14 protein-coding genes are annotated in these 14239 nt (G+C 67.2%); 3 read left to right on the top strand and 11 right to left on the bottom strand.

Annotated elements, in window-relative coordinates; genetic code table 11:
* The first annotated feature begins 42 nt into the window (after positions 1-42).
* Together ABQF13_RS13860 and tet(V) are read left to right on the top strand one after the other, a co-directional pair.
* Complete coding sequence (locus tag ABQF13_RS13860) at positions 43-861, top strand: enoyl-CoA hydratase (RefSeq protein ID WP_448393326.1); 819 nt, start codon at positions 43-45, stop codon at positions 859-861.
* A 99-nt stretch (positions 862-960) separates the two neighbouring features.
* Entirely contained in the window at positions 961-2217 is a 1257-nt protein-coding gene (gene tet(V) / locus ABQF13_RS13855) for a tetracycline efflux MFS transporter Tet(V) (protein ID WP_448393570.1), read from the top strand.
* Position 2218: 1 nt separating this feature from the next.
* Here tet(V) and ABQF13_RS13850 read toward each other — a convergent pair whose 3' ends face one another.
* Genes ABQF13_RS13850 through ABQF13_RS13840 form a run of 3 tightly spaced genes read right to left on the bottom strand, consistent with a single transcriptional unit; the run spans position 2219 to position 4628 of the window.
* On the bottom strand, positions 2219-2929 hold the full coding sequence (locus ABQF13_RS13850; RefSeq protein ID WP_448393325.1) for a CPBP family intramembrane glutamic endopeptidase: 711 nt from the start codon (positions 2927-2929) through the stop codon (positions 2219-2221).
* Positions 2926-4074, bottom strand: a complete 1149-nt coding sequence (locus ABQF13_RS13845) for an NAD(P)H-binding protein (protein WP_448393324.1) — start codon at positions 4072-4074, stop codon at positions 2926-2928. The genes ABQF13_RS13850 and ABQF13_RS13845 overlap by 4 nt, the downstream gene beginning before the upstream one ends.
* 29 nt (positions 4075-4103) lie before the next feature.
* Positions 4104-4628: a gamma carbonic anhydrase family protein gene (locus ABQF13_RS13840; RefSeq protein ID WP_448393323.1), complete on the bottom strand. Its 525-nt coding sequence runs from the start codon at positions 4626-4628 to the stop codon at positions 4104-4106.
* A gap of 282 nt (positions 4629-4910) precedes the next feature.
* Here ABQF13_RS13840 and ABQF13_RS13835 point away from each other — a divergent pair, with 282 nt between their 5' ends.
* The gene (locus tag ABQF13_RS13835) at positions 4911-5624 is read left to right on the top strand and encodes a fasciclin domain-containing protein (protein WP_448393322.1); all 714 of its coding nucleotides are present in this window, start codon (positions 4911-4913) and stop codon (positions 5622-5624) included.
* Between the two features lie 73 nt (positions 5625-5697).
* Here the strand turns inward: ABQF13_RS13835 and ABQF13_RS13830 are convergent, their stop codons facing one another.
* From ABQF13_RS13830 to ABQF13_RS13795, 8 genes are all read right to left on the bottom strand, one after another.
* Positions 5698-6840, bottom strand: a complete 1143-nt coding sequence (locus tag ABQF13_RS13830; protein WP_448393321.1) for an acyl-CoA dehydrogenase family protein — start codon at positions 6838-6840, stop codon at positions 5698-5700.
* A 7-nt stretch (positions 6841-6847) separates the two neighbouring features.
* Positions 6848-7654 (bottom strand): crotonase/enoyl-CoA hydratase family protein, encoded by an 807-nt coding sequence (locus ABQF13_RS13825; protein WP_448393320.1) that lies wholly within the window; start codon positions 7652-7654, stop codon positions 6848-6850.
* Positions 7651-8796, bottom strand: a complete 1146-nt coding sequence (locus tag ABQF13_RS13820) for a thiolase family protein (RefSeq protein WP_448393319.1) — start codon at positions 8794-8796, stop codon at positions 7651-7653. The genes ABQF13_RS13825 and ABQF13_RS13820 overlap by 4 nt, the downstream gene beginning before the upstream one ends.
* Before the next feature lie 119 nt (positions 8797-8915).
* Positions 8916-10676, bottom strand: coding sequence for a DUF3556 domain-containing protein (locus ABQF13_RS13815; RefSeq protein ID WP_448393318.1), 1761 nt, complete (start codon positions 10674-10676; stop codon positions 8916-8918).
* A gap of 135 nt (positions 10677-10811) precedes the next feature.
* Entirely contained in the window at positions 10812-11345 is a 534-nt protein-coding gene (locus tag ABQF13_RS13810; RefSeq protein WP_448393317.1) for a DoxX family protein, read from the bottom strand.
* 39 nt (positions 11346-11384) lie between these two features.
* Positions 11385-12647, bottom strand: coding sequence for a WS/DGAT domain-containing protein (locus tag ABQF13_RS13805; protein ID WP_448393316.1), 1263 nt, complete (start codon positions 12645-12647; stop codon positions 11385-11387).
* 9 nt (positions 12648-12656) lie between these two features.
* Positions 12657-13559: an alpha/beta fold hydrolase gene (locus ABQF13_RS13800; protein ID WP_448393315.1), complete on the bottom strand. Its 903-nt coding sequence runs from the start codon at positions 13557-13559 to the stop codon at positions 12657-12659.
* Positions 13559-14230 carry an Rv1363c family protein gene (locus ABQF13_RS13795; RefSeq protein ID WP_448393569.1) on the bottom strand — a complete coding sequence of 224 codons (672 nt, stop codon included), beginning with the start codon at positions 14228-14230 and terminating at the stop codon, positions 13559-13561. Before ABQF13_RS13795 ends, ABQF13_RS13800 begins: the two co-directional genes overlap by 1 nt.
* Between the last annotated feature and the right edge of the window lie 9 nt (positions 14231-14239).

Below are 14239 nucleotides of genomic sequence, written 5' to 3'. Positions count from 1 at the left end.
GCTTACTTGTATAACCAAGTGGACCGGATTTAGGGTGCAGCCATGACAACCGCGGGTTCCAGCGTGCATACCTACACCGGTACCGACAATCTTCTTGTGGAGTTGTCCGACGGCGTGCTGTCGGTGAAGCTGAACCGGCCGGACAGCCTCAACTCACTGACCCGACCGATGCTGGACGGTATCGCGGACGCACTCGAAACCGCGGCCGCTGATTCGCGCGTCAAGGCGGTGCGGCTCGGCGGCGCGGGTCGCGGGTTCTGTTCCGGCGCCGGCATCGGCGACGACGACCAGGCGCAGAAGAGCGTCGACGGTCCGGCCTCGGTGCTGGATGCGGCCAACCGCGCGGTCCGCTCGATCGTGAACCTGCCCCAGCCCGTCGTCGCGGCGGTGCACGGCCCGGCGGCCGGTGTCGGCGTGTCGCTGGCGCTGGCCTGCGACGTCGTACTCGCTTCAGAGAACGCCTATTTCATGTTGGCGTTCACCAAGATCGGGCTGATGCCCGACGGCGGGGCCTCGGCGCTGGTGGCCGCCGCGATCGGCCGCATCCGCGCGTTCCGGATGGCGCTGCTGGCCGAGCGGATCACCGCCGCGGACGCCTACGATTGGGGCCTGGTGTCCGCGGTCCATCCGGCCGACGAGTTCGACGCCATGGTCGACGAGATGCTCACCACGCTGGTGTCGGGGCCGGCAGTGGCGCTGCGAAAGACCAAGCACGCCATCAACGCCGCGACCCTGACCGAGTTCGAATCGGCGCTGGGTCGTGAGCGGGAGGGTCAGCTGGCGCTGCTGACCTCGCCGGACTTCATCGAGGGCATCACCGCATTCCAGCAGCGCCGCCCCGCCAAGTTCTCCGACTTCTAGGCTCCCGCTCACCCCGCGGGCCCCGCGCACAGGGAGAAAAATCGGTGGACGCCGCGATGACGCGTCGGCGACCATCTGTGGGTGAGTACGCAATTCGATATCAAGCCGGTCCGCGACGCCGGCGGCTGGCGCGTACTCGCACCGTTTCGGTTCCGCGAGTACCGGCTGCTGATCACGGCGGTCACGCTGTCGATCTTCGCCGACGGCATGTTCGCGGTCGTGCTGGCGATGCAGGTGATCGAACTCAACAACGACCCGGTGTCTCTGTCGCTGGTGACGACGTGCTTCGGCGCCGCCCTTGTCGGCTTGGTATTGGTGGGCGGGATCGCCGCTGACCGGTTGCCGCAACGCGCCATCATCATCGCGGTCCAGGCGGTCAACGTGCTCGCCTCGTCAACCATCGCGGCGCTGGGAATGCTTGGGACGCTGCAAATCTGGCATCTGGCGGTGGGTGCGGCGGGGCTCGGCGGCGCGGCGGCGTTCTTCTTCCCCGCCTACAGCGCGATCCTGCCGCGGATCCTGCCGCCCGAGCAGTTGCTTGCCGCCAACGGCGTCGAAGGCGTGGTGCGCCCGGTGTTTCAACGCGCCGTCGGCCCCGCCGTGGCAGGCGTCGTCATCGGAGCGGCGTTCCCGGCACTGGGCGCCACGGTCGTCGCGGTCCTGTTCACCCTCGGCCTGGCGTTGCTGATCGCGACCCGCCCGGACCCGACGCCTGTTGTCTCCGAGCATAATTCGCATGTGCTGCGAGATCTGCGCGACGGCTTCGTGTTCGTGCTCGGCACCCCGTGGCTGCTGTGGACGTTGCTGTTCGCCAGCATGTTCGTGCTCGTGGTGCTGGGCCCGATCGAGGTGCTGCTGCCGTTCGTGGCCAACGACCGTTTCGCCGACGGCGCCCGCCGCTACGGCTTCATCCTAGCGTTCTTCGGTATGGGCAGCGCCATTGGCGCGCTGGCGGTTTCGTCGGGCCGGCTACCGCGGCGCTACCTCACGGCGATGATGGCCATGTGGGGCCTGGGGTCCATACCGCTGGTGGTGTTTGGCTTCACCTCGTCGTTTGCGTTGATGGCGGCGGCGACGTTCGTCATCGGCGTCACCGACGGTGCAGGCATGGTCATCTGGGGCACGCTGCTGCAGCGGCGGGTGCCGAGGGCGATGCTGGGCCGGGTGTCCAGCCTGGACTTCTTCGTCTCATTGGCGTTCCTGCCGGTGTCGTTCGCGATCGTCGGACCGCTGTCGAAAGTCGTTTCCATGCAAACGATCTTCTTGGTGGCCGGTATCGCGCCGCCGCTGCTGGCCGCGATCGCGATGTGGGCCGCGCGGATGCGCCGCGACGAGCTGGCCCACCCGCTGCGGTGAGCTAGACGCCGAAGATCGGCGGCAGTGCGAGCACCATGACCAAACCCCAGAAGAAGTGGGTGAGCATCGGTGCGAGCACGCCGCCGGTCGCTCGGCGCTCCAGCGCGCAGACCGTGCCGAGGATGATCGCGGCGAAGCCCAGCATCGGGTTCCCAGTGGTCGCCGATGTCGCAACGACATAGAGCACCGTCGAGACCAGTACCGGATGAAAACCGCCCAGTGCGGTGTAGAGCGCACCGCGAAAGTACATCTCCTCGGCCACCCCGTTGACCACCGTGATGAAGACGACCAACACCAGCGGACCGTAGTCGGCGAATTCGAGGACACGGGTGATGTATTCGCGCACGCCGGGGATCTCGCGTGCGATCAGGCCGCCCACGACGAACGCGCCGCCCAACGCCAGCCCGACGACCGTGCCGGTGATCACCGGCCGTTGGTTGCGTCCACGAAACCTCACGCACCCCAGATGCAGCGGGCCCGACACCAGCGCACCGAGCGCCCACACCGCGGCCAGCGCCAGCGTCAGCCAGTAGAAAGATTCGTCGCCGGGCGACCGGGTGAGCGAATAGCCAAGCAGCACAGCGCCGACCACCAACACCACAGCCACGGTGATGCGGCGGCGACGGATCACCCCGGGCGGTTCGTTATGTGGGACGGCGACGGTGGTGGCGATATCGCGCACCTCGCTGAGGAACCCGTCGGTAGAGGTCATGCGGGGCGGGCCTTCGGCACCAAGCCCAGCAAGGTGTCGAGTCCGGTGCGCACGGCCGCCGCGACGGGCCCCGGCACCGCGCCGATCAACCCCAGCGCCGGCCGCGCGATCGACGGCGTTACGGCACGGGCCAGTTGGCGGATGCGCAGCGTGTCGCCGCCGGCCCACACCGGATCGGTGTCGGCCAGATGATGCGGGTCGGCGAGTTCGTCGACCGGCATCGGCCGCCGACTCGAAAGTGCACGGGTGATCGCCTCGTCGATGTCCACCAGCCCGCCGGGCGGCTCACCGACGAGGTCACGCAGCCCCGAATCGGAGGCCATCATCGGATGATCAAGTGACTCAACGAGATCCGCGGCCAGCCCGCCCGGGACCGGCAGCACCGCAGCCGTCATCCACGACACCACGCCGACATCGATACCGACGACCGGCAGTTCGGCGCGCCACTTGCCCGCGATACGCGCATAGCTGCGCATCAGATCGCCGTAGGACGTGGTCTCCGGACCGCTGATGTCGTAGGCGCCTGCGGGCACACGGTCGACGTCGGCCACAGCGACCAAGTAGTACAGCACATCTTGGATCGAGATCGGATCGATCGGGTTGGCCGACCAGGCAGGCAACGGGATGACCAGGAACCGGTCACCGACGTAACGCAGCATCTCAAACGACGTCGACCCCGCCCCGATGATCATCGCCGCGCCCAACCACACCACGTCCGCGCCACCGTCCACCCGCAACGCCTCGGCGACTTCCGCGCGGCTGGTCAAATGCTCGGACAGGTCGTGCTCGTCGGGCACGAAGCCGCCCAGATACACGATCCGTCGCACACCGGCGTCCTTGGCGGCGTTGGCCACGTTGGTCGCCGCGCGCTTGTCGGCGTCCCGGAAATCGGGTTCGCCGATGCCGTGCACGAGGTAGTACACGACGTCGATCGGGCCCGCGTCGGCGAAAGCCTGCCGCGCCGACGCCGCGTCGTGCGCGTCCAGCGACACCGCGGTGACGCGTTCGTACCAGCCGAAACCGGCCAGCCGAGCCGGGTTTCGGCTGACGGTGACGACGTCGTGGCCCTGGTCGAGCAGGGTCGTGACAAGACGTGAACCGATGTAGCCGGTCGCGCCGGTGACCAGGATCCGCACAGTTTTCACAGTAGGGCTGTACCCGATAGACCCGGAATTTAGCCGGTCGCTTCGCGGTGCAGTTCGATGAGCCGTTGATACGCCTGTGCGTTGTACCGGTTCCCTGCGACCTCGGCCTCGCTGAGCTCGCGGCGGATGGTCCCGGGGATGCCGGTAACCAGCGAGCGCGGTGGCACCACGATCCCCTGCGGCACCAGCGCGCCCGCAGCGATTAGCGACCCGCTTCCGATCCGCGCACCGTTGAGGATAACCGCGCCCATGCCGATGAGCACGTCGTCCTCGATCACGCAACCGTGCAGCACGGCGTTGTGGCCGACGCTCACGCCCGCGCCGACGCTCACCGGGAATTCGGGGTCGACGTGCACGGTGACCCCGTCCTGGAGGTTCGTGCCGGAGCCGACCTCAATCGGCTCGAACTCGGCGCGCAGCGTCGCTCCGTACCAGATGCTGGCCCTGGCCGCGAGGGTGACCTGACCGATCACCGCCGCGTTCGGCGCCACCCAGGATTCGGCGTGGAGTTGGGGGGTGTTGCCACGGATGGGCAGGATCAGCGGTTCGGGCATGCGCGCCATCGTAGGCATGACCCGTTCAGATAACCTGAGCAGCCGTGCGCACTGCGGTGGACGTGGTCGACGGCGTCGACGGGCGCGCACATGGTGCTGACGGGCCGTGGCGCCGCCGCGTTGTGGAAGGTATCGGAGACGCTGTGTGACGCGACCGTTGACCAATGAAAACCCGCAGCTCAGGCCGGGTGCCGCTGGTGTTTTGCGTGGTCATCGCTTTGGTGTTGTCGCTCGAGTGCCTTTAACATGCGTGACGACGTGAACCGAGCCGAGGAGCTGTAAGTGAAGACTCGCACCAGCAAGGCCATTGGCGCCGCCGCCGGAATCGCGGCGATGGCCCTCTCTGTGCCGTTGGCGGTAACCGCGTATGCCCAGCCGGCCGAGGAGCCGGAGCCCACCGTCGAGATTCCCAATCCGGAGGGGCCGGGCTGCGACGCCTTCAGGGAGGCGGTGCCGAACTGGGAGGCGCTAGCCCAGTTGCCGGTCGGGCAGGCGCTGCAGAGCATCCCGGAGGCCAGCACCTTCTACTCGGCGATCTCGGGTGGACTCAACCCGGCGGTCAACGTCGTGCCGGTGTTGGAGAACGGCCCGTATGTGGTGTTCGCGCCGACCAACGAGGCCTTCGCGGCGCTGCCGCCTGCGCAGCTCGACGCGTTGAAAGCTGATCCGGCCGCGCTGACCGACCTGGACTACTACCATGTGTTCCTCGGCATTCTGGGCCCGAACGACGTCAAGGGGCAGCGGCCCACCCAGCAGGGCGCGGAGATCAAGGTGACCGGTACGGGCGGCGACATCACCGTCAACGACACCGCCAAGGTGGTCTGCGGCGGTATCCAGGCCGATAATGCCCGCATCTATCTGATCGACACGGTGCTGGATCCGACCAACCCGCCGGCGGCCGCCACCCCGACGGCCTCGGCGACGACGACAACCGAGACGCCCACCACGACGACGGAGCCGTCGCCGGTCCCGGCCGCCGAAGCCCCCATCGGCTGACCCGGTTTCGCCGAGACGGACGCTTTGGCGGATACATGCGCGTTGAATCCGCCAAAACGTTGGTCTCGACGGATTACAAACCCAGGTCGCGGCCGATGATCTCCTTCATGATCTCGGTCGTACCGCCGAAGATCGTCTGGATGCGCACGTCGACGTAGTCGCGGGCGACCTTGTACTCGTTCATGTAGCCGTAGCCGCCGTGCAGCTGCACACAGTTGTCGACCACGCGCTTGCCGAGTTCGGTGCACCACCACTTGGCCTTGGACGCCTGCACGGCCGTCAGCTCCCCGTCGACCACCGCGCGCAGGCACCGGTCGATGTACTGCTCGGCGATCTCCAGCTCGGTGGCCATCTCGGCCATCACGAACCGGTTGTGCTGGAAGCTACCGATGGGCTGCCCGAAAGCCTTGCGGTCCTTGACATATTGCAGCGTCTCATCGAACGTCGCGCGCGCGCCGGCGATGGCGGCCACGGCGATCGACAACCGCTCCGACGGCAGGTTGGTCATCAGGTGGTAGAAGCCCCGCCCCTCCTTGCCGAGCAGGTTGCTACCGGGCACCCGAACATTCTCGAAGTGCAGCTCGGCGGTGTCGGCGGCGTGCAGCCCCATCTTGTCGAGCTTGCGGCCGCGTTCGAAGCCTTCCATGCCGCGCTCGACGACCAGCAGCGAGAAGCCCTTGTGCCCGGCCTCTGGGTCGGTGCGGGCCACCACGATGACCAGGTCGCTGTTGATGCCTGCGGAGATGAAGGTCTTGGAGCCGTTGAGGATCCAGTCGTCACCGTCGCGGACGGCGGTGGTCTTGATGCCGGCGAGGTCGCTGCCCGCACCGGGCTCGGTCATCGCGATGGCGCCGATCAGCTCGCCGGTAATGTAGCCGGGCAGCCAGCGCCGCTTCTGTTCCTCGTTGGCCAGCGACGCGAAATAGGGCCCGACGATGTCGTTCTGCAGGCTCAGCCCCGGGGTGGCCGGGCCGAACTTCGCGAACTCCTCGACGATGACCGCGTTGAACCGGAAGTCGTCGACACCGCCGCCGCCGTACTCCTCGGGCATGTTGAACCCGATGAGCCCGTATTTGCCTGCGGCAGCGTAGGCTTCGCGCGCGACCAGCCGGTCCTGCTCCCACTTTTCGACGTGCGGTGCGCATTCCTTTTCCAGGAACTGGCGTGCCGTCTCGCGCAACTGCTCGTGCTCGGGTTCGAAAACCAGTCGTTTCATTACTTGCTTACTTTGCTTTCCATACGGGCTGGCGCTTCTCGGCGAAGGCCAGCGGTCCTTCTTTGGCGTCCTCGGAGCGGATCACGGTGGCGATCTCGCTCATGGTTCTGGTCCAGCCCGGTTCGTCGCCGACGATCACGCCGTCGTCGACGCCCATCGCCACCCGCTTGCTGGCCCACACCGCCAGCGGTGCATTGCACGTAATCCGTTCGGCCAGCGCCAATGCCGCGTCGACCGCGGTGCCGTCGGGCACCACCTCGTTGATCAGGCCCCACTTCAGCGCGTCATCCGACGTCATCGGTTCACCCGTGAACAACAACTCCATCGCGACCTTGCGCGGCAGGTGATCGACGACCCGGAACACCCCGCCGGCCGCCGCGATCAAGCCACGCTTGACCTCGGGCAGACCGAACTTGGCCCGCCGCTCGGCCACCACCAGATCGCTGGCCAGCGCCAGCTCGGTGCCACCGCCCAGTGCGGTGCCGTTGACCGCGGCGATGGTCGGCTTGTCGATGTAGTGCCGGACGTACCCGGCGAAACCCCAGTCCGGATGGTCTGGGTGGAACAGGTTCTCACGACGCGAAATCGCCTTGAGATCGGCTCCAGCACAAAATGATTCGCCGGCGCCGGTGAGCACCACCGCGCGCACCTCGGGATCGTCTTGCGCCTGCTGCAACGCGTCGCCGACGGCGGTGCTCACCGCGCTGTTGACGGCGTTGCGCGCCTCGGGCCGGTTGAGGGTGATGAGCAGTACGTCATCATTCCTGCCCCGCCGCTCGCTCAGAGCGGCCGGGGCGGTCGCCTCTTCGGTCACAGCAGCTCGAGAATGGTGGCGTTGGCCTGCCCGCCACCCTCACACATGGTCTGCAGGCCGTACTGAATGCCCTTGGCCCGCATGTGATAGAGCATCGTCGTCATGATGCGGGCGCCCGAGCCGCCGAGCGGATGTCCCAGCGCGATCGCACCACCGTTGGGGTTGAGCTTCTTCTCGTCGGCGCCGATGTCCTTCAGCCACGCCAGCGGCACCGGGGCGAACGCCTCGTTGACCTCGAACACGCCGATGTCATCGACGCTCAGACCGGACTTCTTGAGCGCCTTCTGGGTAGCGGGAATCGGTGCTGTCAGCATGATCACCGGGTCGGCACCGGCCAGCGTCGCGGTGTGAACGCGCGCGATCGGCTTGAGGCCCAACGACTTCGCCTTCTCGGCGGACATGAACAACAGCGCAGCCGAGCCGTCGGAGATCTGCGAGGAGTTACCGGCATGGATGACGCCGTCCTCCTTGAACGCCGGCTTCAGCTGGCCCATCTTCTCCAGGGTGGTGCCGCGGCGGATGCCCTCGTCCTTGAGCACTGGATTGCCGTCCTGGTCCTTGATCCCGACGATCTCGTCATCGAAGGCGCCCGAATCCTGTGCAGCGGCGGCCTTCTCATGGGAATCCAGCGAGAACTGGTCGAGCGCGGCGCGGTCGAAGCCCCACTGTTCGGCAATCATCTCGGCGCCGATGCCCTGGTTCGGGGTCTGCTGGTAGCGGTTGCGGAACGCATCGGGGTAGGGGTGCCCGCCGTTGGCCAGCGAGGAACCCATCGGCGTGCGTGACATCGACTCCACGCCGCCTGCGACCACCACGTCGTAGTGGCCGGCGACCACGCCCGCGGCGGCGAAGTGCACTGACTGCTGGCTCGAACCGCACTGGCGGTCGACGGTGACCCCCGGCACGGTCTCAGGCCACCCGGCCGCGAGCACCGCGGTGCGGGCGATGTCGAGCGCCTGCTCACCGGCCTGCATGACACAACCCCAGATGACGTCGTCGACCAGCGCGGGATCGACGCCCGCGCGTTCGACGAGACCGTTGAGGACCTGCGCCGACAGCTCGCCGGGATGGACGCCCGACAGTCCGCCGTTGCGCTTGCCGACCGGCGACCGCACGGCCTCGACGATGACGGCTTCAGCCATGACCTTCTCCTTCGAAGTTCGATGTTGTTCCCACGCAGGGCTCGGCCCGAAACGGGTCACCCCTGAACGTAAACGAACAAGGTTTACTAGGTCAACCTACTGGTTGGTAGGCGGAATTGCTAATGCGCGGGGTCTCGATCCGCCCGCGGTTGCGCGGAATCCCGCCACGTCACCTGCACCGGGATGGTGTCGTCCCAGGGTTGGCGCGTCACCATGTCGGCGACCCGGATGAAGCCCCGCTCGAATTCGCCGGTGGCCGCGTCCACCAACCGGTACTGCTGGGTCTGGCGGTGGATGGGCTGGCCGTCGATCAACACGACCCGGACCTCACCGGGTTCGAAGTGACAGCGCTCCTGCAGCGCGTCGATGAGCTGCTCGTTGTGCATGTGGCCGTCGCCGAAGTTCCATCCGATCGCGGTGCTGCAGATGCGCTCCCCGTCGGTCAACACATAGTCGTCCTCGTTGTGTCCGGCCATCGCGCGGTGCGCAAGCGTGAACATCGCGCGGCCGTGAGTGTTGAAGGCGCGGAACGCATATCCCATGTAGAGGTACATCTGCGCGGTCTCGGGGCTGCCGTAGTAGCGTTCCATCTGCGCCTGCGGCATACTCGCGATCGACACGATGCCCTTCTCGAGCTTCTCGGCGGCTGAGGGTTTCATGCACCACAGCCCGGTGTCCCAGTTGCCCGCGTAGTAGCGCATCCCCGGCAGGAAGGACACCTTGCGGGGAAAAAGGTTTCCCAGCGCCACCGTCGTGGCCAGGACGGCGAACAGCACGATCGGCCAGGGGCTCTGCAGGTCGCCCAGCCCGATCCCGGCGTGCCCGACGAACAACGCCACCACGGCGAACATCATGAAGACGTTCCACTCCAGCGGAACACCCATCGGTATCGACGACAGGATGCCGAAGTGGAAGCACACCATGATGAACGCGGCGATGTAGGTCGGCCAGCCGCCGCCCGAGAAGAACAATACGAGCGGGACCAGGCCCTCGATGGCGGTGCTGAAGTGCGCAAGCCATCGCGACAGCCGACCCGGCCGCAGATCGTCCGGAAAGCGTTCGAAGAACTTGCGTTTGATCCACTTCGGCCGGAACACCGGGTTGTTGCTCATCATCGTCGAGATGACGAACGGGAAGTGCTTGTTGAGCTTGGATGTGGCCGCGCCCAGCCAAATCGTCAGGCAGACCAGCTTGGCGGCGAGGATGATGTCGGCGTCTGCGAACAGAAAGCACACCGCCAGCGAGGCATACACCTCGCCGCGGGCGGCCAAGAAGATCACCTTGTCGCGCAGCCCCAGCACCGCGAGGAGGCCCAGGATCGCCCAAATCTGCCACACCGGCAGCACACCCACCGTCGTCCCGAGTTCGGGGATCGGGCCGGTGCCGTCGGAGAACAAGGCCACGACGAGCATCACCACCAGCGCGGCATACAGCAGCGCATCGAACGGTGTGCGCCTGGTCCCCTTGGTCAGCGGGATGCGGGTCGGCCACGGTGGCAGCCGAATGGTGTTGGGCCGCAACCAATACAGGATCGAGCCCATCGGCGGGAAGAAGCGGTTGTTCAGCGGCCCGAACCCGCATCCCAGGCCGACGACCTCGAACAGCATCGTGTAGAGCACGACCTTCTCGAACACGATCGGCTCGTTGTACCAGGAGGTGACGTTGGTGAACCCGTCGATGCCCTCGGTCGTGAGCAACACCAGCCAAGCGCCGAGGATGTAGAGCAAGATCTTGACGACGTAGAACAGGTGCAGGACGACGGGCGTCCCGAACCCCACCTCGGCCCAGTGCCGCGCCATCGGCACGATCTTCTCGGCGCGGGTGCCCTTGCTCCACTGCTCGTAGTCGACGACCGGCGCGTCTTGTTTCAAGAACCCCATGCTCAAAGACTAGAACGTGTTCTAGCTCGGCGGCCCTAGATCCTCACGTCCGCTTCGCGAAAACTACAACATGGTCGCGATCGCCGCGCGGTTCACGACCGTGGTGTGCGGTTCGCGAACTGCGTGGGGCGCTCGTTAGGCGTCGGTCTTGGCCGGCGGACGGTAGAAGATCGCCAGCTGACCGATGCCGCCTGCCAACCCCAGCCCCAGCGCGATGATCAGACCCCACCAGCCGTGCAGCAGCTCGGCGAAGCCGCTCTCGCCGAACAGCAGGTAGTCGAGGCTGTACTTGCCCGCGCCGATGGTCGCGATGGCCACCGCCGTCGTCGCCAGAATCAGGTTGTACTCCCAGCCCTCCTTGACGATGAAGAAGCCGTTGGCGCGGTGCACCGTCCATGCCGCGACCAGCATCAACGCGACAAACCCCGCGGCAGGCACGGGCGTCAGCAGCCCGACAGCCAGGCCGATGCCGGCGGCCATCTCCGTGGTGGCGGCGATGCGGGCGTGGAAGGTGCCCGGCTTCATTCCGATGCTCTCGAACCAGCCGGCGGTACCGGGGATCCGCCCGCCGCCGAAGAACTTGTTGTAGCCGTGCGCGGCCATCGTCAGGCCTAGCACCACCCGCAGGAATAGCAACCCGAAATCCAAGGCCGAGTCGTAAGCAGTCATGCAACAGAACTTAGGCCATGTAGCAACGCACTAACACCCCTACCGGTGCGCGGTCAACGCCGCGGACAACCGCTGCACATACGCGTCGACGTCACCGATCGCTGACTGCGCGGCGTGCACGCTGACCGCGACGGTGTCGCCAATGCCATGCACACCGTGTGTCAGGCCCATCATCGGCGACAACGCGGGATAGCCAGCCGTCAGCGCCACCGGCGCATCCCCGAACCGCAGGTCGGCGGCGCCGCGATTGACGCTGGACACCACGGTGTTGCCGGTGACCGTCGGCGAACGCAGCGTCGGATCGAACTGGCGCACTCCCCACCGCAACAGCGGCGCCGGCACCGCGGCGGACGCGCGGCTTGCCGCGAGCAGCGCCGGATGCGCGGCGCGACGACGGCGCTGGTCCAGTTCCGCCGCGATACGCGCGACCCGCTCGGAGTACGTCAGCTCCGGGTGCAGGTCGACGCCGACGTTGCCGAAATGATTGTGCGCCAGCCGGATACCACCTTTCGCCATCGGCACCTCGGCTCCCAACCGGGCCGGGTCGTCGCCGAGCTCGCGAAGATGCGCGGACAACGCAGACGACACCGCTGCGAGCACACCGACCGTCACCGTCGGGCCTGGGATCTGCGACCGATGCAGGATCACGGTTCGCACACTGCGGGCACCATCGGGCAGGCTGTTGCTCCGCAGGGCGGGACGCGACTTCGCCTGTGGCACAACTAATCCGGTGTCGGTGTCGCGGGCCAGCTGGCGGTGGGCCCGCGCGGCCCGGTACGCGCGCCACGGCAGGCTCAGGCTCTGCAGCGCCGGGCGCGACGGGGCGGTGGGCACCGTCGCGGCGCGGCCGAACAGCAGGGCCGCCAACGCCGACGACCGAACACCGTCGCCCAGCACGTGCGCGACCTGCAGCACCGCCACCGTGGCCACGCCGCCGTCGACCGGTCCGGACACCTCGGGAAAGACATGCAACTTCCACGCATAGGCCCGTGGGTCCAACTGGTCGCCGGCGAGTTCGGCCACCGCAGCCAGACAATCCGGCCAGGCACCGGGTGGTTCGTGCACCACGACCTGATCGGACACGACGGCGCCACACACCCATTCGGGATAGCCCAGCAGCCGGTCGCGCACCCGCAACCCCAGTTCAGGACACCCGTTCGCCCTCCCCCGGATCTGCTGCAACGCACCGTGCATATCCGAGGGCGCCCCGACGAAGCCGTACAGCAGGAACTGATCGTTGGGGATCATCGCCGACATCCAGTACGTCTGCGCGTCGACCGCGGATAGTCGGCGGGGCGTCATGGGCCCAGACTAGGCGGCGCCCACGAAGTCGACGATGTGGTGTGCGACCGCCTCCGGCTGCTCCAACTGCAGGAAGTGGCCCGCGCGTTCCACCAGCGCCACCTTGCTGCCCTCCGGCAACACCCGCTGGACCCAATGGGCGTAATCCGGTGAGGCACAACCGTCGTCCAGGCCGTGCATGTACAGCGTCGGCACCCGCGGCTCAGACAACCAGTGGCGGTGCAGGTCGGCGTATTGCGCGGGCGGCTTGGTGTTGCGCACCGCGGCGCGGTAGTACCCGAGTGCCGCGCGCCACCGCTCCGGGGCGCCGATGGCCGCCTCGACGTGGCGCAGATCCTCGTCGGCCCGATATCCCGGCGACCATTGCCGCCACAGCCTCGGCAGCACCCACGACGGCGAGCGTTCGGGAAGCCAGGGCAATTGGAAATACATGATGTACCAACTGCGCAGCAGCTGACGGGGTATCTGACCCGCGAGGCGCCCAGCGTCGGGGACGCGGCCCAGCGGCCGAAACGACGCGGGCATGGGCACCGACATGATCACGGCCTTGGTGAACGGGCTGTCGGACATCGCGACCAGACCGGCACCGGCGATCGCACCCCAGTCGTGCCCGACGAACACGTCGCGCCCGGTCGGACCCGCGGCGTCGAGGACCCGAAGCGCATCGTCCATCAGCGCGCCGACGTGGTAGCTGCCGTCGGACGGCAGCGACGAGGGTGCGTAGCCGCGCAGAAACGGCGCCACCACCCGCCAGCCCGCGTCGGCCAACTGCGGTGCGACCTTGCGCCACCCGTGGGCGCTGTCGGGAAACCCGTGCAGGCACAGGGCGATCGGAGCGTCCGGCGGCCCCCACGTCAGCGCCTGCAGCGTCACGTTGGGCGACGCCACCTCGATGACCTCGGGCGCGTCCACTACACCGGGTCGAACTGCGAGATCAGCCAGCGATCCCCGACCTTCTCCAATCCGACCCGCACGCTCGAAGCGGTGTCGGTGGGAGCGTCCTGGCCGACGACCACCGTCTGGTTGACGAACAACAGCACCACCGCGTGGTTCGGATCGGCCGACACCGACGCCGCGGCGGGCACGGTGGCGACCGCGGAGATCTGTTGTTCCTGGGCGCCTGGGATCACCACGTCGTTGATCAACGAGGTGTAGGAGTCGCGGAACTCCCCGGTCAGCAGGTCGCGCGCGGCGTTGAGCTGTTCACCGACGGTGTCCGGCTTGTAGGACAGCATCGCGACGGTGCTGTCCTTGGCCGTCTGCACCGACTCGATACGGGCGGTGTTGTCGTGGTCGATCGATTCGTGTTTCCACTTCAGGTAGGCCGCGGCAAACACGAGCACCAATGCCAGACCGGGCAGGATGCCGTAGGCCAGCACACGCGACCAGTCGACCCGGCGTTTACCCGTCGCGGCAGGTTCGGCTTCCTCGGCGGCAACGTCCTCGGCTGGGGCTTCCGTGGGGTCCTCCGCCGTATCCGCGACGGTCTCCTCAGCCGTTTCGGTAATGGCCGCCTCCTGGGTTTCTTCTGCCGTCGCCTCGGTCTTGTCCGGCGTTTCTGCCTTGTCGCCGCCTCGCGGCATGCTGTGCCG

This window comes from Mycolicibacterium sp. XJ879 (assembly GCF_053483935.1).
The sequence above is the reverse complement of the archived record's forward strand: the minus strand, read 5'-3'. Positions and strand labels throughout refer to the sequence as shown.